General features: G+C 62.4%; 6 protein-coding genes, 1 tRNA gene, 2 pseudogenes and 1 CRISPR repeat array. All 9 genes and pseudogenes read left to right on the forward strand.

Going from position 1 to position 19924, the window contains the following annotated elements:
- Positions 1-117: 117 nt before the first annotated feature.
- Positions 118-2802 (forward strand): annotated as a pseudogene (locus tag AC0AII_RS00990) (fatty acid synthase subunit beta domain-containing protein); the annotation flags it as partial.
- 603 nt (positions 2803-3405) lie between these two features.
- Positions 3406-9150, forward strand: a pseudogene (locus AC0AII_RS00995) (acyltransferase domain-containing protein); the annotation flags it as partial.
- Positions 9151-11421: 2271 nt separating this feature from the next.
- Positions 11422-11495, forward strand: a tRNA-Gly gene (locus AC0AII_RS01000).
- A gap of 332 nt (positions 11496-11827) precedes the next feature.
- Positions 11828-12325, forward strand: coding sequence for a holo-ACP synthase (locus AC0AII_RS01005; protein ID WP_490445789.1), 498 nt, complete (start codon positions 11828-11830; stop codon positions 12323-12325).
- Between the two features lie 208 nt (positions 12326-12533).
- Positions 12534-13781: a CRISPR direct-repeat array (repeat unit 28 nt; unit sequence GTGCTCCCCGCATCTGCGGGGATGATCC).
- A 670-nt stretch (positions 13782-14451) separates the two neighbouring features.
- Positions 14452-14706: a hypothetical protein gene (locus tag AC0AII_RS01010; RefSeq protein ID WP_490445790.1), complete on the forward strand. Its 255-nt coding sequence runs from the start codon at positions 14452-14454 to the stop codon at positions 14704-14706.
- Positions 14707-14962: 256 nt separating this feature from the next.
- Positions 14963-15229 carry a hypothetical protein gene (locus AC0AII_RS01015; RefSeq protein WP_229131898.1) on the forward strand — a complete coding sequence of 89 codons (267 nt, stop codon included), beginning with the start codon at positions 14963-14965 and terminating at the stop codon, positions 15227-15229.
- A gap of 490 nt (positions 15230-15719) precedes the next feature.
- Entirely contained in the window at positions 15720-16436 is a 717-nt protein-coding gene (locus tag AC0AII_RS01020) for a hypothetical protein (protein WP_463427670.1), read from the forward strand.
- 165 nt (positions 16437-16601) lie between these two features.
- A complete protein-coding gene (gene rpsO, locus AC0AII_RS01025) occupies positions 16602-16871 on the forward strand; it encodes a 30S ribosomal protein S15 (RefSeq protein WP_024626835.1) in 270 nt (89 codons plus the stop codon).
- A 250-nt stretch (positions 16872-17121) separates the two neighbouring features.
- The gene (locus AC0AII_RS01030; RefSeq protein ID WP_490445791.1) at positions 17122-19884 is read left to right on the forward strand and encodes a polyribonucleotide nucleotidyltransferase; all 2763 of its coding nucleotides are present in this window, start codon (positions 17122-17124) and stop codon (positions 19882-19884) included.
- The last annotated feature ends 40 nt before the right edge of the window (positions 19885-19924 follow it).

The raw sequence follows: 19924 nt of genomic DNA on the forward strand, positions 1-19924 counted from the left end.
GGCCGTCAGCTGGACCTGTTCGGCTACAAGCCCGACCCGGTCAGACTGGGACCGGCCGCCGACGCGGCGGTCAGCGTGCCCGGCATCGCCCTGGTGCAGCTGGGCGCCCTCATGGACATGGACCAGCTGGGCTACGATGCGGCCCAGGCCCGTCCGGTGGCCCTGCTGGGACACTCCCAGGGCATCATCGGCGTCCACATGGTCCAGGAGATCCAGGCGGCTGGATCCATGAAAGCCGCCCAGGGCGCCATCGACCAGATCCTGGCCACCGCCATGCTGATCGGCGCGGCCGGCACCCGCCAGGCCCGTCGTCTGGGCATCCACCGCCAGGGTGAGGCCACCCCTATGCTCTCGGTGCGCGGCGCCACCCGCCATCAGGTGGAGGTTCTGGTCGACCGGGTGCCTGGCGCTCGCGGCCCCATCAGCGTGGCTGTGACCAACTCGGATCGCAACCTGGTCCTGTCCGGCTATCCGGAGGATCTGGCCGCCTTCGCCATCGAGGCGAGCAAGGAGAGCGAGCACCAGCGCCAACTGCGCGAGGACAAGGTCCGTGGCGGAACCGCCTTCTCGCCGGTTCTGGAGTACCTGGATGTGACCCTGCCCTTCCACTCGCCGCTCATGAAGGAGGCTGTGGATCTGAGCGTGGACTGGGCCTCCCGCTGCGGTCTGGACACCGAGCGTGCCCGGGTCCTTGCCGAAGAGGTCCTGCTCAACCATGCCGACTGGGCCGGCCGGATCGCCGAGGTCATGGACCAGCAGGATGCCGCCTCCCTCTGGCTGGTGGATCTGGGCCCGGGCGAGACCCTGGGCAAGCTGGTGGACAACCTGGTCCAGGGCACCGGCGTGGGCGTGGTCGAGGCCTCCAACCAGGCCCGGCGCGCACAGCTGTCCACCATGGAGGAGGATCCGGCCAGGACCCAGGACTGGTCCAAGCTGGCCCCCCGTCTGCTGGAGACCCCTGCCGGTCCCCGGGTGGAGACGGCCTTCAGCCGGTTGACCGGCAAGCCCCCAGTCATGCTGGCCGGCATGACCCCGACCACCGTGGAGCCCGAGATCGTCGCTGCGGCTGCCAATGCCGGCTACTGGGCCGAGCTGGCCGGCGGCGGCCAGGTGACCGCTGAGGTCTTCGACCGCCACGTGTCCCAGCTGGAGGACCAGCTGCAGGAGGGCCGCACGGTCGAGTTCAACGCCATGTTCATGGACCGCTACTTGTGGAACCTCCAGTTCGGCAGCCAGCATATCGTGCCCAAGAAGCGCGCCTCCGGCACCCCCATCGACGGGGTGGTCATCTCTGCCGGCATCCCCGAGCTGGACGAGGCCGTGACCCTGATCCGTCAGCTCAACGAGGAGGGCTTCCCCTACGTGGCCTTCAAGCCCGGCACGGTGGACCAGATCCGCCAGGTCGTGGCCATCGCCCGCAAGGTCGCCCCCACCCATATTCTCATGGAGGTCGAGGGAGGTGCCGCCGGAGGCCACCACTCCTGGGAGTCCCTGGACGACCTGCTCTCGACCACCTACGCCGAGGTTCGTGCCTGCCCCAACATCGTTCTGGTGGCCGGGGGCGGCATCGGCACCCCTGAGCGGGCGGCCGACTACATCAGCGGCCAGTGGTCCCGCGCCTACCACCTGCCGGACATGCCCGTTGACGGCGTCATGATCGGCACAGCGGCCATGACCGCCAAGGAGGCCCACACCAATCCCGAGATCAAGCGGGCTCTGGTGTCCACCCCCGGCATCGACAGCTCCACCCCTGATCCGGATCCCTTCGCTCCCATGGGCGAGAAGTGGGTGCCCAGCGGCAAGTCCGTGGGGGGCGTGGGCTCCGGCCTGAGCCACCTGCACGCCGATATCTACGAGATGGAGAACTCCTCCGCCGAGTGCGGCCGCCTGCTGGTCCGGGTCATGAAGCATCCGGAGGAGCTGGAGACCCGCCGCGGGGAGATCATCGAGGCCCTGAACAAGACCGCCAAGCCCTACTTCGGCGATCTGGAGACCATGACCTACCAGGACTGGGCCCAGCGTTTCGCCGACCTGGCCTACCCCTGGGCAGACGACACCTACATCGACCGTTTCCTGCACCTGCTGCGGCGCATCGAGGCCCGTGTCTGCGAGCGTCAGAGCGGCGAGTTCGACTCCATCTTCGCCTCCAGGCAGGATGTGGCCGAGCCGGAGCAGGCGCTTCGCCGGCTGCATGAGGCCTACCCCCAGGCAGCCGAGCTCAAGGTGGTGCCCACCGATGTGGCCTGGTTCCCTGTTCTGGTGCGCGAGTACCCCAAGCCCATGCCCTTCGTGCCGGTCATCGACAACGATCTGCTGCGCTGGTGGGGTCAGGACCAGCTCTGGCAGTCCGAGGACCCCCGCTACGGCGCCGACTCGGTCAGGGCCATCCCCGGACCCATCTCCGTGGCAGGCATCACCACGGTGGACGAGCCGGTAGCCTCCATTCTGGCACGGTTCGAGCAGGCGGCCATAGGCCGGGTGCGCGACCTGGGCAGCGGTCCCGCCAAGGCCTACAGCCAGCTGGCAGGCGCTGCTGATGCGCAGGAGTTCATCCGCCGCAGCCCCAACATCTCCTGGGTGGGCCATCTGATGGCCAATCCGGCCTACGGGACGGCCATGGACGACCCCAACTACACCATCACCGCCACCGGCCAGGACGACCTGGGCGAGCACTACGACCTGGACATCCATCTGGACACCTACTGGGACGACGACCCCGACGGCGGCCTGGACCGGCATGCGGTGCGCCACATCGTCGTGCCGCTGACCATCAAGAGCGACCAGGTCGGCCTCTTCCCGGTAGTCGACCGCACCCGCCTGCCCAAGGACGTCTACGCCTTGCTGGCCGACACTGCCGGCATCGGCAACACCACCATCACCGGCGACAAGCTGGCGGCCATGCCTGCCATCGAGAAGGACGATGACCCCGAGCACCCCTTCGGCCTGGCCCACAGCGGCTACACCCTGGCATCCAACCTGGGCTTCGACCATGAGGCGGCCACCGGAGGCGCCCTGCCCGATGCGCTGATCCCCTCTGGCTTCGCCCCCGATGCGCTGGTGGGTCCGGCCTGGCCGGCCATCTACGCAGCCCTGGGATCCGTCTATGTGGATGGCTTCCCCATCATCGAGGGATTGCTCAACGCGGTCCATCTGGACCATCTGATTGAGCTGGAGGTCAGCGAGAAGCGCCTGCTGGAGCATACCGGCCAGCGGATCGAGCTGACCAGCTGGGCCGAGCCTTACCAGGAATCTTCCTCCGGCCGGGTGGTGACCATCCACGTGGTTCATGCCGCCCAGGACGGGACTGTGCTGGCACGCGAGGTCGAGCGCTTCGCCATCCGCGGCCGCGCCTACAGCGACCAGCTGCCCCAGGAGGCTCCCGAGTACGGCGGCATCAGCGCCGACACGGTGGACACACCACGCAGGCTGCTGCGCCGCGTCACCGTCACCGCCCCCAAGGACATGACCGCCTTCGCGCGCACCTCCGGGGACTTCAATCCCATCCACACCTCCAAGCGGGGTGCCGCGGTCTCCGGCCTGTCTGCGCCGCTAGTGCACGGCATGTGGCTGTCGGCCACCGCCCAGTACGCGGCGCAGGCTACCGACGAGCAGGGCGTCCACTACGAGATCGCCGGATGGACCTACAACATGTACGGCATGGTCCAGCTGGGCGACAAGGTGGAGATCAGCCTGGAGCGCGTGGGCAAGGTTCGCCATGGCGGCCTGGTCCTGGAGGTCACCTGCAGGATCGACGGCCAGTTGGTCTCCCGCGGCACGGCCATCGCCCGCGCCCCACGGACCGCTTACGTCTATCCCGGCCAGGGGATTCAGCAGCAGGGCATGGTCCTGGACGAGCGGGCCAAGTCTCCGGCCGCCCGTGAGACCTGGGAACGGGCCGATGCGCTGACCCGCAGCAAGCTGGGGTTCTCTATCCTGGCCGTGGTACGCGATAACCCGCACACCCTGACGGCCAAGGGGGTCACCTATCATCATCCGGAGGGGCTGCTCAACCTGACCCAGTTCACCCAGGTGGCCCTGGCCACCGTGGCCTTCGCCCAGACCGCCCGCCTGCGTGAGTCCGGCATGGACATCTGGCCCGCCTACTTCGCCGGCCACTCCCTGGGCGAGTACAACGCCCTGAGCTCCTTCGCCGGGGTCATGTCCCTGGAGACGGTCCTGGAGCTGGTCTTCCACCGTGGGTCCACCATGCACTCCCTGATCGAACGCGACGAGCAGGGACGCAGCAACTACCGGATGGGCGCCCTGCGTCCCAACCAGTTCGGCGTGGGCGACTCCGGCGTCAAGCAGTATGTGGAGTCCGTATCCAAGGAGTGCGGCGAATTCCTGGAGATCGTCAACTACAACCTGGCCGGTCAGCAATACGCCGTGGCCGGGACCATCGCCGGTCTGGAGTACCTGCGCGCCGACGCCAACCGCCGGGCCAAGGAGGCGGGCGGCAAGCCGGCCTTCATGTACGTGCCCGGCATCGACGTGCCCTTCCACTCCACCCTGCTGCGCAAGGGGGTGCCCGAGTTCCGCGACACCCTGGATGCCCTGCTGCCCGAGCACATCGACTACTCCCGCCTGGAGGGTCGCTACATACCCAACCTGGTTGCACGGCCCTTCCAGATGACCAAGGAGTTCGCGGCCTCCATCCTGGAGGTGGTTCCTTCCGAACGCATCAAGCAGGCTCTGGACGATCCCCAGGTCTGGGATCAGTATGCGGCCGACGACCAGAAGCTGGGCCGCCTGCTGCTGACCGAGCTGCTCTCCTGGCAGTTCGCCTCTCCTGTGCGCTGGATCGAGACCCAGGCGATTATGTTCGATGCCCCTGAGCAGGGCGGCCTGGGCGTGGAGCAGCTGATCGAGGTAGGACTGGGCCATTCGCCCACCCTGGCCAACCTGGGCACCAAAACCCTGAAGCTGCCAGACTTCCGCGAACGTCACGTGAGCGTCTACAACCTGGGCAGGGACGAGAGCCGGGTCTATCTGACCGACACCGATCCCATGGCCCCGGTGGAGGAGGAGCCCGCAGCCCCGATCCAGGACTCCAGCCCTGAACCTACTCAGGCTGCTGCGCCCGCACCTGCATCGGCTCCGGCTCCTGCCCCTGCAGCAGTCGAGGATTCGGCTCCTGCTCCGGCCCCGGCGACCGGCGGCCCATCGGGTGCCGATGTGGCCGACCTGCCCTTCAAGGCCTCGGATGCCATCGCTGTCCTGCTGGCCTACTCCACCAAGATCCGCCCCGAGCAGATCGGGCAGACCGACACCACCGACACCCTGACCAACGGCGTCTCCTCCAGGCGCAACCAGCTGCTGATGGACATCAGCTCCGAGCTGGGCGTGGCCAGCGTGGACGGCGCCGCCGAGGCCAGCATGACCGACCTGAGCGCCCTGGTGAACAAGGTGGCCCCCAACTATCGGCCCTTCGGACCGGTGCTCTCCGACATCGTGCGTGAGCGCATCCGCGACCTCTTCGGCCCCTCCGGCCTCAAGCTGCAGCAGGTGGAGCAGCGGGTCTCCGACGTCTGGCAGCTGGGTGCCGGCTGGGTCTCGGCCACGGTGGCCAGCCTGGTCCTGGACACACGTGAGGGCGCCTCATCGCGTGGCGGCGACCTGGCGCTCCTGCCCACCGAGGCTGTCTCCACTGTGCCTGCGGCCAATGCGCTGATCGACCAGGCTGTTCAGCAGGTGGCCCAGCGTCACGGCGTCACGGTCTCCATGCCCTCTGCAGGCGGTGCCGCCGGCGGTGCCGTAGTTGACTCCGCCGCCCTGGATGCCTTCGCAGCCCAGGTGACCGGCTCCGAGGGTGTGTTGGCCTCCACCGCCCGCTTCCTCCTGGACAAGCTGGGGCTCAAGCCTCCGACCGTCCAGCCTGGCGAGAATGAGGATGCTGCCGTCGTGGCTGCCGTCGATGCCGAGCTGGGCAGCGACTGGCCCGAGCAGGTGGCGCCACGGTTCGAGGCCTCGCGCGCCGTCCTCTTCGACGACCGCTGGGCCAGCGCCCGCGAGGATCTGGCTCACATCTACCACGAGCACGATGATGACCGCAGTCATCTGAGCTTCGTAGGAGCCGGACGCGAGGTGCACGATCAGGCCGTCTGGTACGCCGAACAGGCGCGCAACCGTGGCGAGCAGGATCTGGCCCGGGTCTTCAGCGGCATCGCCGACCAGGCCATGACCCCTGCCGACTCGGACCAGACCGCCGCACGGTTCGCCAAGGACGTGGCCGTGGTCACCGGCGTGGCTCCCAAGTCCATCGCGGGATCGCTGACTGCCGGCCTCCTGGAGGGCGGGGCGACGGTCATCGCCGTCTGCCACTCCCTGAAGCCCCAGACCGTCATCTGGGCCCGCGATCTCTACCGTCGCCATGCCGTGGGCGGTGCCCGTCTCTGGATCGTGCCCGCCAACCTGTCCAGCTACCGGGATGTGGATGCCCTGGTCGACTGGGTCGGCAACGAGCAGCGCAAGACCACGGGGGCCACGACCACCGTGCTCAAGCCTGCCTACGAGCCTACCCTGCTGCTGCCCTTCGCAGCCCCCGCCATGCACGGGACCATGGCCGACTCGGGCCGGCTCTTCGAGTCCCAGGCCCGGCTCATGCTCTGGAGCCTGGAACGCCAGATCGCCGGGTTCGCCGGCATCGGGGCGGATACCGACGTTGACCACCGTCTGCATGTGGTCCTGCCTGGCTCACCCAACCGCGGCATGTTCGGCGGCGACGGAGCCTACGGGGAGGTCAAGGCCGCCCTGGACGCCATCGTCAACCGCTCCCGCCCCGAGCAGGACTGGTCCGGCCGGGTCACCTTCGCCCACCCGCTGATCGGCTGGGTCCGTGGCACCGGGCTCATGGGCGGCAACGATCCCCTGGTCAAGGTGGTGGAGCGCCACGGCATCCGCACCTACTCCACCGGGCAGATGGCTGACTCCCTGCTGGAGCTCTGCACTGTGCAGGCCCGCCAGCAGGCTCTTCAGGCCCCGCTCCAGGCCGACCTGACCGGTGGCCTGGGCTCCAGCCCGCTGGACCTTAAGGCCCTGAAGGCCGAGGCTGCCCAGGACGACAATCCGTCGACACCGACTCCAGCCGGAAAGTCCGGGGATGCATCCGCAGATGCCGACAAGGACCCGGACCGGGTCATCAAGGCCCTGCCCACACCTCGTGTGCCTGCCCAGGCCCCGGTGGATCTGCAGGACTGGCAGGGCGTGACCGCTCGGCCCGAGGATCAGATCGTCATCGTCTCCATCGGCGAGATGGGTCCCTGGGGCTCCGGCCGCACCCGCTTCGAGGCCGAGATGGGCATCCACTCGGATGGCCAGGTCGACCTGAGCGCCGCAGCCGTCCTCGAACTGGCCTGGAACATGGGTCTGGTCGAATGGCAGGACAGCCCCAAGCCGGGCTGGTACGACACTGATGGCGAGCTGGTGCCCGAGCAGGACATCGCCGAGCGCTACCACGACCAGGTGGTGGCCCGCTCCGGCATCCGTCCCTTCGATGATGGCATGGGCTCCGACTACCGCCAGGGCACCAATGAAGAGGAGGTGGACGTCTTCCTGGATCATGACGTGGCCTTCTCGGTGCCCACCAAGGACATGGCTCAGGAGTATGTGGCCCAGGATCCGGACCACACCAGCATCGCCCGCGACGAGCAGTCCGGCGAGTGGACCGTCACCCGCCTGCCCGGCTCCCGCATCCGCGTGCCGCGCCGGGCCACCATGTCCAGAACCGTGGGCGGCCAGTTCCCCAAAGGCTTCGACCCGGTCAAGTGGGGCATCCCCGCCTCCATGGTCGGGGACGTGGATCAGATCGCCCTCTGGAACATCGTGACCACCGTGGATGCCTACCTGTCGGCCGGATTCACCCCGGTGGAGATCCTCCAGGCTGTCCATCCCTCCAAGGTGGCTTCCACCCAGGGGACCGGTTTCGGCGGCATGGCCTCCATGCGCAAGCTCTACCTGGACCGCTTCCTGGGCAAGGAGATCCCCACGGACATCCTCCAGGAGGCCCTGCCCAACGTGGTGGCCGCGCACGTCATGCAGTCCTACATCGGCGGATACGGCAACATGGTCCAGCCGGTCTCGGCCTGCGCCACGGCTGCGGTCTCCCTTGAGGAGGGCGCCGACAAGATCGCCCTAGGCAAGGCGGACTTCGTGGTCACGGGCGCCATCGACGACATCGGCGTGGAGTCGGTCATCGGCTTCGGCAACATGAACGCCACCGCCGATTCCGCCGAGATGTACGCCAAGGGCATCCAGCCCCGGTTCTTCTCCCGGGCCAACGACCGTCGGCGGGGCGGCTTCCTGGAATCCCAGGGCGGCGGGACCATCCTGCTGACCCGAGGCGACATCGCCCTGCGCATGGGTCTGCCCGTGGCTGGCGTGGTCGGGTACATCCACTCCTTCGCGGATGGCGCCCACACCTCCATCCCCGCACCCGGGCTGGGGGCTCTGGCCGCCGGCATGGGCGGCAAGGACTCGGACCTGGTGCGCTCGCTGGCCAAGCTGGGGGTGGACCCTGACGACATCGCCGTGGTCTCCAAGCATGACACCTCCACCAACGCCAACGACCCCAACGAGTCCGAGTTGCACAACACCCTGGCTCACGCCATCGGGCGGACGGACGGCAACCCGCTCTACGTCATCTCCCAGAAGAGCCTGACTGGCCATGCCAAGGGTGGTGCCTGCATCTTCCAGATCAACGGGCTCACCCAGCTCTTCCGGTCCGGGGTCATCCCGGCCAATGCCTCCCTGGACTGCGTGGATCCGGTACTAAGGCGCGACGACCATCTGGTCTGGCTGGAGCAGCCTCTGAAGGTGGGCAGGGTCAAGGCCGGGCTGGTCACCTCCCTGGGCTTCGGCCATGTCTCCGGCATCGGGGTCATCGTCAGCCCCGGAGCCTTTGAGGCAGCCGTGCTCCAGACCTCCGGCCAGGAGGCCCTTGATGAGTGGCGTCGCCGGGCCAACGACCGTCTGGCCGCTGGTCAGCGCCATCTGGAGGAGGGCCGCATGGGTCGGGCCCCGCTCTATGAGCCCATCGACAACCGCCGCTTCCATGAGGATGGCCACGGGTATGTGGGCCACGAGATTGAGAAGGCTATGCTGCTGGATCCCCAGGCTCGCCTGGGTGCCGACGGCTACTACGACCGGGGATGAGAGCAGTGTGAACCAGCTGGACTTCCGTCTGAAGCAATAGGCGGGAGTCCGGTGAGGGAACAGTCATTGCGATGATCGGGGAGGTGGGCCAGACGGCTCGCCTCCCTTATTGTCTCGCCATTGGGTGCGGCTGTCCCTCGTCTTCATGCCGTATGTACAAAGGCTTCCTTGCAGGTATGCGAGCTATCTGGTCGTCAGGACTTATTGGTCATCGAAGCTGTTGTAATGGCTGCGCATAAGGGATTTTGTCCGAATATTGCCCGCATGTTGCTCAACCGGCGGTGTGCTATTGCCAGGCTGCGATTGGAGCCTTTTCACAAAAAGGTATAAAAAGTAGATGGGTGACCCAGATTTTACTTGGGATTATTGCTGGGCCACCCAAATGGCCGAACTCGTCTTGGGGGAGTGTCCGGCCTCTTACTCGTGCGAAGTTTTAGTGCTAGCGATCGCTCTAATGGAATTCCTACTGCTGAGGTTTGCTGCCATAATACTCATGGCAAGAAGCCCGATTATCATAGCCACGCCGATATTTTCCCCTTCAGCTGTGGGCAGGACGCCGACAGTCAGGGGGAGTTGCAGGTTGTTGATGTCGCCGGATCGGTCGATCGAATTGAACGTTTAGCGGATGGCCACTGTCGCCATAATTGGTTGTATGCGGGGGTTGGGGTGACATCCCAAGTGTCATCGCCGTTTCGTATCAGTCAGGTTCTCTGCTTCTGCTCAAGGAGCATCTCAGCGGACACACCGCTTGCAGGGAAAAGGAATTGCGGCGGTAAAGCGATTGACTGCATTGAGGGGATTGCCTGTTTCTAGTGGTCTATTCGGATTTGTTTCCTGGACATGAGTCCTTATGCCTGCAGCCAGGTCCTGGGAATGGAAGGCACCTATGCTGCATGGAGTGATTTGTAAGGAGTACCGTCTTATTATTCGGAACAAAGGCAGGCAAACCCTGCGTGTGCACGATGTTGTCGCCCAGCTCTCACTAATTATTGACGCCACACGGATAGGTGCCCCTCATAGGAAGCGGCAGCCAGTGAATAAGGGTAACTCGTACTGACCGAGCGTTTCCGCTTAGGAACCGCACTCATCGGTGCTCACTGCGCTCGCGTGCATAGTCATATTGCAGCAAGTTATCGTTCATGTCTAAGGGAATACAAGGAACATCGCGACACCGAAAGCGACACCGCACAATCCGAATATCGTAGCCCCAGCAAGTTGCTTCATGTAATTCGGCTTGCCCCAATTGTTTTTGAGGTCATTTGAACATGCTGACAGACAATGTTTAATAACTGATACCATTTCATTCCCTTTCTTAAGAAGGAGCTGCAAGATGCAAGACTGTCAAAATAGGTAGGGTCAATCCCGTCGATGCTGAAGCAGAACAAGTCGTGGCATAGGTTATGGTGCTAGCTGTGCATCAGCAAGCTAGCATCTGACCTTATCTGCAAACAAATTTCATCTCTTCGTTAGTCAAAGCAGAAGAACCTGGCTAACTTCTCGTCAATTATGTTTGGCTATAGTTCCCTTCTCAACTGTGATCAACTACTTGTTTCCCGCCATTCTCGTTTTTGAGAACCGCGTAATAGATATCTACTGATGTTGCTGTAAATGCTATCAGAAGAATTGATGCTCATACTGTTATCGCCAGCATGATTTCAACTTTTGTGATCGATGCTCGGGCATAGTGGAATTCCCATTTTCGAAAGATAAAGTTGTTGTGTGTGGAGAATTTGTCGACGCCAATGTCAATTATCTCTGATTTTCGTTCTCTAACATTGTATGGCAGTACGTTACCAGTCTGATTCCCCTTGCTCTGTAAGAATGAATAATCTTGCGGAAATCTGTCAGCCAAGTTCCGTGCAGAACGTTTATTCTTTCCATGCATATCCTTCGATAAGGAGTGGTCACCGCGTGAGCATGGACGATCCCGCAGTACTCCGGCAGTCGCTGGAACGGACGAGGTGTTCCTTGGATCCACGGGATTGATCCATGGATACGCAAAGAAGCTATACCGGCGACGGCGCGATCTCTTATTCATGGTGGGTGAACCGCCGGAGGCTAGTCCACAGCCGACAAGGGATCAGAATTTCTGTATGGATCTTCACGATTATCCGCAGAGGAGGGGTAATCAGCGCCGGTTTCCATGCCACCGAGGGGTTCTTCCCAGTGATGTATGCGTGCGTTTATTGCTAAGTTCAACCGCGCGATGACCAATGTACTGCATGTTCCGGCCGGCCCATGTGCTATGCTCTGTACCGAGCCAACGGCTTTGCGGGCGTAGCTCAATGGTAGAGCCTCAGTCTTCCAAACTGATTACGCGGGTTCGATTCCCGTCGCCCGCTCCACGATAATCGCTGATATTCCGCTATTCTTGGCGGGTTTTTCAATCGCTTGGAGCGGTCAGGATCGGACCTGACTGAGCGAGATTTTCCCCAGTATTCGGCATTTTACGGGCTAAATGGGTACACGATAGGGTGCACGGCGGATACTGCTGGATGGTAGTGGCTACAGAGCTGTCCAACAGCGTCATGCCAGCGTTATGACTCCTGCTGCTGATATAGCGAAATTCCTTTTTCCCCTCTGCAGTCGTTCGCTCAGGAACATAGCTATCAATGACGCAGTGGGGGGGGGGTGGGGAGTCCTCAATTACCGGCCGGATGATTTGCTGCATGGGACGATGAGGGGCATACTCGGGCCTATGGATGATGCCGGGTTTGGACAAGTGCTGGGGTTGGGACATGATCTGGTCGATCTGGAGGAGTTCGGCCAGCAGCTGGCTATGCCAGGCACACGTATGACAAGCTTGTTTTCGCCACGGGAGCGGCGGCAGGCCGAGCAGCGGGCCCTGCTCAAGCATGATGACACAGCGGCGCACTTGGCGGTGCGCTGGGCTGGCAAGGAGTCGGTGCTCAAAGCCTGGTCGCAGGCGCTGGGGCCTGAGCCATCGCCCTATGGTTTGGATGATTTTCCTTGGAGCGGGGTGGAGATCCTGGACGACGGCCGGGGTCGGCCGAGTGTCAATCTAGAATCCTCCGTGGAAGCCAGGTTTTATGATTCCTTGCTTCTGACCGGTGGTCAGGCCAATCGAGTGCAGTTGTGCTGGCACATCGCTCTCAGCCATGATGGACCGGTGGCTTCGGCGGTTGTGCTTCTGTGCAGGTGCGTCTGGAATTAGACTAAGACGTGGGCGTTCGGTGAATTCGTAACTGGCTCGTTAACCTATTCAAAACAGCAAGTTTGACAGACGCGATAATACTTTGATTTCGTTGGAGTTGTTTCGGATACTCAAGGTCTCACACAGGGTAGGTGGCGTGCAGTACATGCGTCATTCTAAGGGTTGACCATGGTTACCATGTAGACTATATACAGCCTCTTCTTGAGGTGTGTTCCCCGCGTGGGTGGGGATGATCCTAGGCGTAGGGGTATGAGGGGAGGGGCACGTATGTGCTCCCCGCATCTGCGGGGATGATCCTTGGTCATTCAGCGCAAAGGTCGCTTTGAACCGGTGCTCCCCGCATCTGCGGGGATGATCCGTGCAGCAGGAGTCGTCGCAAAGCAGCGGCGCCGTGCTCCCCGCATCTGCGGGGATGATCCGTCCGTAGGTAAACCGTCTGACAAAGGCTGCATGTGCTCCCCGCATCTGCGGGGATGATCCCAAGGCCGTGCTGGAACGGCAGACCGCCACGCAGTGCTCCCCGCATCTGCGGGGATGATCCCGGGTCTATAAGCCGCATTCAGCCGCAAACCCTGTGCTCCCCGCATCTGCGGGGATGATCCTACCACGCTTTAAATTTTTTGAGAAAAGGAGACGTGCTCCCCGCATCTGCGGGGATGATCCTCGTCGGTATCGTCCTGGGCCTTGGTCGTTTCGGTGCTCCCCGCATCTGCGGGGATGATCCCTCAACTACGCAAAGGAGGCCTGACATGGCTGGGTGCTCCCCGCATCTGCGGGGATGATCCTGCGATGGCTGACATACTCGACTGTGACTTCAGGTGCTCCCCGCATCTGCGGGGATGATCCCTCAGGCCGTTTCTACAAGACCGGGCCGTTGACGTGCTCCCCGCATCTGCGGGGATGATCCTGGGTGGGGCTCGCGTTCCTGCCTTTGCTGGGGGTGCTCCCCGCATCTGCGGGGATGATCCTCTACTTCCAGATTCTCCAGATTACCGGCATTCGTGCTCCCCGCATCTGCGGGGATGATCCTGTTTTTCAGCGTGGTGTCATCGCCATAGGCCAGTGCTCCCCGCATCTGCGGGGATGATCCTTATGCAGAGCACCGAACTTTTTCGCATTGTCCGTGCTCCCCGCATCTGCGGGGATGATCCTACGGTCTTTTTACCGACCAGATCATACGATGTGTGCTCCCCGCATCTGCGGGGATGATCCTAATTCTTGGCAGATAAGGCGGTATATCTAATGGTGCTCCCCGTATCCGCGGGGATGATCCGCACCGGACGAAGGGTTCTCTGCATTCCACCGCGTGCTCCCTGCATCCGCGGGGATGATCCCGACAAGACCATGGGCTTCATCATCCGCAACCGGTGCTCACCGCATCCGCGGGGATGATCCTGACGGAGAAGTTGCTGCTCGACCACATCGAGCGTGTTCCCTGCATCCGCGGGGATGATCTTAAAGGACATCTAATGGATGCCTTCAGGTTCACCAATATGAGAGGAGACGATCAGAAAATACTTGAGGATTTCATGAGAGAAAGGGCATCCAGGAATTGTGCCTGTACCTGTCATGACAACATTCATGAGGATCTGATCGATGGCTATCCGTCGAGACATCCCCTCATCGAGAAATGGGTGAAACCGAACGCCTGGTCTGGGATTCGCTGGATGATGCGGACAGGAGAATGATCCAATAGGATCGCATATACTACGGTACAGGCTGTGGCGGCGGCAAAGCAGAGGTGAATTTCTATGAAGTTATCGGTATAAGGCGATTCGACTAGTTCATTCCCGGGCTCCGACATACTGTTTCAATCAGTAAAAGAATCACTATTAGGAGTGTCGGCGAAGAATCCATAACCACTTCATGGTTTGAACATGAGTATGGTTTGAAGAGGATTGTTTGATTCTCTGGAGATGATCCGGCTGTCTATTCGGCCAAGGACGAGAATGCTGTGCGCTCCCTGCATATGCGGGGATAATCCCATTGGCGGTGTGGCTGGTGCGGCAGTAGGAAAGTGCCCCTTGGCATCCGCGTGGACAATCCTGCAGGGCATCGGATGGATACCCTCATGTTCGCAAAGATGAGAGGAGATGAATGGCTGTGGACGAGGGTTTTATGAGAAAATGGCAACCAAGGATAAGGCCTGTAGCACTTATGACCATATTCCCCAGAAGAGGATTGATGACTATACGTCAAAGTATCCCATTACTGATGACATGGATGATGCAGAGCGCAGAGTCTGGGATTCGTTGGATGATGAGGACAGGCGAATGATCCAGTCGGATCGTACATACTATGGGACAAACTATGGTGCTGGCTTCGGCGGCGACACCAAGGTGAGCTTCTACGATGTCCTCGGCATCAGGCAGTTCGACTGATTCATCCCCGGATTCCTGTATGCTGCTGTGATCAGCAAGAGAATCGCCGCTGGAGCGCTGGGGGAGAGTCCGTAACCGCTTCATAGTTCGTACATGAGTGTTTGATTCTCTGGGGATGGTCCAGCCGTCTGTTCGGCCAAAAATGAGAATGCTTTGTGTCCCCAGCAGGCGCGGGGATGATCCTGCAGGGCATGGGATGGATGCCCTGCAGGTTCGCAAAGATGAGAGGAGATGAATGGCCATGGATGAGGATTTCATGAGAGAAATGGCAACCAAGGATAAGGCCTGCACCACTCATGACAACATCCCCCAGGATCTGATCGACAGTTATGCGTCCAGGCATCCCATCACTGAGAAAATGGATGAAGCCGAGCGCCGGGTCTGGGATTCGTTGGATGATGAGGATAGGAGAATGATCCAGTCGGATCGCGTGTACTACGGCACAAATTACGGTACAGGCTGCGGTCCCGGTGACGAGTATGTGAGTTTCCGTGATGTCATCGGCATCAGGCAGTTCGACTGATTCACCCACCAGGCTCCCATATGCCGCTGCAATCAGCAAAAGAATCGCTATTGGAGCGCTGGGGAGGATCCATAACCGCTTCATAGTTCGAACATGAGTGTTTGATTCTCTCCAGCCGGAGTAATCGCATTGGTGTGCCCTGATTGAGGGTTTTGTCTGCTTCGCAGATGACTAGCAGGGTGCTTGAATACGGATTGTCATGGTTTTCAGATGAGCATGATCGGCTGGTCAGAAGACGCGGCCCGGGTGCTCATCGGATGCGTGGGGGATGAGTCTGGGTCTGCAGCATTTTTGGTCGCCGAAATCAGGTGTTCTTCGCTTCTGCGTGGGTGAGCTGTGTCGCTTTCAGGATGACTCCATTTATCTGCTATCGTCTGGATGCCGAGTGCCAGTGAATTGACCTTTTGCATTCTTGGGCGCGGGTGCGCCGCCCGGTATAAGCTTGTAGGCGATGTGTCCACGAGTAGCGGACTTGGAGGTGTGGTCGCCGATGGAGCAATTCGACGATGCGGATGGCGCGGAATCCGGCAGAAGCGATGCAACGGATTCCTCAGTCGTGCAACCGCACCCGGATGAGGCGACCGCAGTGAACAAGGTTTCGGCTCATCCTGAGGCGACCATTCCGGACTCTGAATACTCTCTGGCTGAGATTGAGCAGCGCCGTGCCCGCCCGGTCCGCTGGGTGGTCTTTGCACTGGCGATCCTTCTGGCCATCGTCATTCCTTATGGATATGGGCGCTCGCTGGCCATCAACCATACCCAGGGCGTGCTCCACTATGCCTCGGTCCTGGACCCGCGCGGCATTGCCCTGATTGCCTGGACCGTGACTGTGCTGACCTTTATGGGCATCGGCATGTCCATCATCGAGTCGTCTTCCTGGTTCTGGCGGGTGGTCTTCGTGCTGGGCCTGGCCGCCGAACAGCTGATCGCCGGCCTCTGCCTGCTCAAGATGAACTTCTGGTACAGCACCTTCGTCGTCTACCAGCATCAAGCCATCCTGGCCAACGCGGCTAACCTGGGCATCATCGCCGCTGGCTTGGGCGTGGCGGTCTTTGCGGTTATCTTTGTGGCCATCCTGGTCTGTGTGCGCAAGGATTCCCCTTGGAACACGCTGACCCACAGCTGGTCGGCCCTCTCCTTATTCTTTATCATCGAGCTGGTGGCCATCGCCATTGTCCTCTTCGGAGGCCTGATCACTGCGGCTTGACCTTATCGCCGAGTCCGTCAGGGATGCATGTGTTTCTCCTCCCATTCCGGCATCCGGTCCCATCGCTGTGTATAATGGACTTTTGGCGTGTTTCGCCCGCGGATCGAGAGCGCTTCAGCATAGGGCTGGTGCACCGCGTAACGGAAGAATGCAAGAGGAGGAGCCGTGGCTCTTACGAGTGAGCAGAAGCAGGCAATCGTCAAGGAATACGCGACCCACGAGGGTGACACCGGTTCCCCCGAGGTCCAGGTGGCTCTGCTGAGCAAGCGCATCTCCGACCTGACCGAGCACCTCAAGCAGCATCAGCACGACCATCATTCGCGTCGCGGCCTGCTGCTCATGGTCGGCCATCGTCGCCGGTTGCTGGATTACCTCAAGAAGGTGGACATCAACCGCTACCGTTCCCTGGTGGAGCGTCTTGGACTGCGCCACTAATATGCATGCTTTCGCCCGGGCCTAGCGCTCGGGCGCTTTTGCATGACTGAACCAGGCACCGTCGACCCCGGGATGGGGTTGCAGAAGATGGTGCCAAGCTGAAATGCAAGGCTGGTCCGCAAGGCATGAAGATGGCCGGACATGGGGTTCGGCAGGACCAGACCGAAGTAGAAGGATCTCCGGCAGTCAATTGATGCCGAGCATCCTGACATCAGGTAGTAAACAAGAAGTAAACAAAAGGAGGAACCCTATGGAGGGTCCCGAAATCACGGCTGTAGAAGCCACGATCGATAACGGATCATATGGCAGGCGCACGGTGCGCTTCGAGACGGGTCGTCTCGCCCAGCAGGCGGATGGGGCAGTAGCCGCCTATCTTGATGACGATTCCATGGTGCTGTCCACCACCACCGCCGGATCCAGCCCCAAGGAGAACTATGACTTCTTCCCGCTGACCGTTGATGTGGAAGAGAAGATGTACGCCGCGGGCAAGATCCCCGGCTCCTTCTTCCGCCGCGAGGGTCGGCCCTCCAACGAGGCCATCCTGGCCTGCCGGCTGATCGACCGCCCCCTGCGCCCCCTCTTCCCGCACACCCTGCGCAACGAGGTCCAGGTCGTGGAGACCATCCTGGCTGTCAACCCCGAGGATGCCTACGACGTGCTGGCCCTGAACGCGGCTTCCGCCTCCACCCTCATCTCCGGTCTGCCCTTCGAGGGCCCGGTCTCGGGTCTGCGCCTGGCCCTGATCGATGGCCAGTGGGTGGCCTTCCCCCGTTGGAGCGAGCGCGAGCGCGCCGTCTTCGAGCTGGTCGTAGCCGGTCGTGTGGTCGAGGGCGGGGATGTCGCCATCGCCATGATCGAGGCAGGCGCCGGCAAGAACGCCTGGAGCCTGATCTATGACGAGGGCCAGATCAAGCCCGACGAAGAGGTGGTCGCCCAGGGTCTTGAGGCCGCCAAGCCCTTCATCAAGGTTCTGTGCGAGGCCCAGAGCGAGCTCAAGGCCAAGGCTGCCAAGCCCACCAAGGACTTCCAGCTCTTCCCCGAGTACACCGACGAGCTCTACGAGCGCATCGACCAGGTGGCTCATGCCGACCTGGACCAGGCCCTCTCCATCGCGGAGAAGCTGCCCCGCCAGGATCGCATCCACGAGATCAAGGAGAAGGTCCGCGAGGCTCTGGCCGACGAGTTCACCGACATGGACGAGGCCGAGAAGGACAAGGAGCTGGGCAACGCCTTCAAGGAGCTCCAGCGTCAGATCGTACGCCGCCGCATCCTGACCCAGGACTACCGCATCGACGGCCGTGGCCTGCGCGACATCCGCACCCTGTCCGCCGAGGTGGACGTGGTGCCCCGCGTGCACGGCTCAGCCCTCTTCCAGCGCGGCGAGACCCAGGTGCTGGGCGTCACCACCCTGAACATGCTGAAGATGGAGCAGACCATCGATGCTCTGTCCGGCCCCACCACCAAGCGCTACATGCACAACTACGAGATGCCGCCCTATTCGACCGGCGAGACCGGCCGCGTGGGTTCGCCCAAGCGTCGCGAAGTCGGCCATGGCAACCTGGCCGAGCGCGCGCTGATCCCGGTGCTGCCCAGCCGCGAGGAGTTCCCCTACGCCATCCGTCAGGTCTCCGAGGCCATCGGCTCCAACGGATCCACCTCCATGGGTTCCGTTTGCGCCTCCACCCTGTCCCTGCTGGCTGCCGGCGTGCCTCTGAAGGCCCCTGTGGCGGGCATCGCCATGGGCCTGGTCACAGGCGAGGTCGACGGTCGGCCCACCTACAAGACCTTGACCGACATTCTGGGTGCCGAGGATGCTTTCGGCGATATGGACTTCAAGGTGGCCGGCACCTCCGAATTCATCACCTCCCTGCAGCTGGACACCAAGCTGGACGGCATCCCCGCCGACATCCTGGCCGCCGCGCTGCAGCAGGCCAAGGAAGCCCGGGCCACCATCCTCGACGTGATCAACGAGTGCATCGACGGGCCCGCCGAGATGAGCCCCTATGCGCCGCGCATCATCACCACCCAGGTCCCGGTTGACAAGATCGGCGAGGTCATCGGCCCCAAGGGCAAGATGATCAACCAGATCCAGGAGGATACTGGCGCCGATGTCTCCATCGAAGACGACGGCACGGTCTACATCGCCTCCGAGGGCGGCGAAGCAGCAGCCAAGGCCAAGGAGGTCATCGACCAGATCGCCAATCCGCATGTGCCCGAGGCGGGGGAGACCTTCAATGGCAAGGTGGTCAAGATCACCAGCTTCGGCGCCTTCGTCAACCTGACCCCCGGCACCGACGGACTTCTGCACATCTCGCAGATCCGCAACCTGGCCAACGGCGAGCGCATCGACTCCGTGGAGGACGTCCTCAAGGAGGGCGACACCGTCGAGGTCATCGTGCAGGGTGTGGACGACCGCGGCAAGATCTCTCTGGCCATCCCCGGCTTCGAGGACCAGGAGTCCGCAGGCGGCCGTGATCGCGGTGATCGCGGTGGTCGTGGTGACCGTCGTGACCGTGGTGGCGATCGTCGTGAGCGTGGCGGCCGTGGTGACCGTGATCGTCGTGATCGCCGCAGCCGTTCCTCCGAGCGTGATGATCGGTATGAGGCCCCGCGCCGTTCCCGCTCCGAGCGTGATGATCGCTATTATGACGACGAGGATCAGGAGGATCGTCCCCGGCACCGTCGTCAGAGCCGCGGCCGCGACTATGAGGATGGCGGAGACTGGTTCGAGGACGAGGACCGCGGCTCCCGTCGCGATCGTCGTCGGGTCTCCCGCGATGATGACGAGGATCGTGGAGGCCGGGGCCGCGGCGAGCGTCGTGGCCGTGGCGACCGCGGCGGTCGTCATGAGCGTCGCTCTTCCGGACGTGGCGGCTACCGTGGCCGCAGGGAGAACCCGCGTTATGCCGCCGACGAGCACTACGACGAGTACCGGGCCGACCGGGAGGAGCGCTCAGAGCGCCCCCGTCGCCGCGTGCGCAGGGATTTCGATCCCTTCGACAGTGAGGACTGATTCCCACTGATGCCGGGACCCCGTTCCATTGGACGGGGTC

The organism is Bifidobacterium sp. VU/mBH4 (B4) (assembly GCF_058199535.1).

Excerpts from the sequence above, each read along its gene's own strand:
- AC0AII_RS01010 (WP_490445790.1), top strand. The coding sequence starts at position 14,452 with ATGGCAACCAAGGATAAGGCCTGTAGCACTTATGACCATATTCCCCAG.
- AC0AII_RS01030 (WP_490445791.1), top strand. The coding sequence starts at position 17,122 with ATGGAGGGTCCCGAAATCACGGCTGTAGAAGCCACGATCGATAACGGA.
- AC0AII_RS01015 (WP_229131898.1), top strand. The coding sequence starts at position 14,963 with ATGAGAGAAATGGCAACCAAGGATAAGGCCTGCACCACTCATGACAAC.
- AC0AII_RS01020 (WP_463427670.1), top strand. The coding sequence starts at position 15,720 with ATGGAGCAATTCGACGATGCGGATGGCGCGGAATCCGGCAGAAGCGAT.
- AC0AII_RS01005 (WP_490445789.1), top strand. The coding sequence starts at position 11,828 with ATGAGGGGCATACTCGGGCCTATGGATGATGCCGGGTTTGGACAAGTG.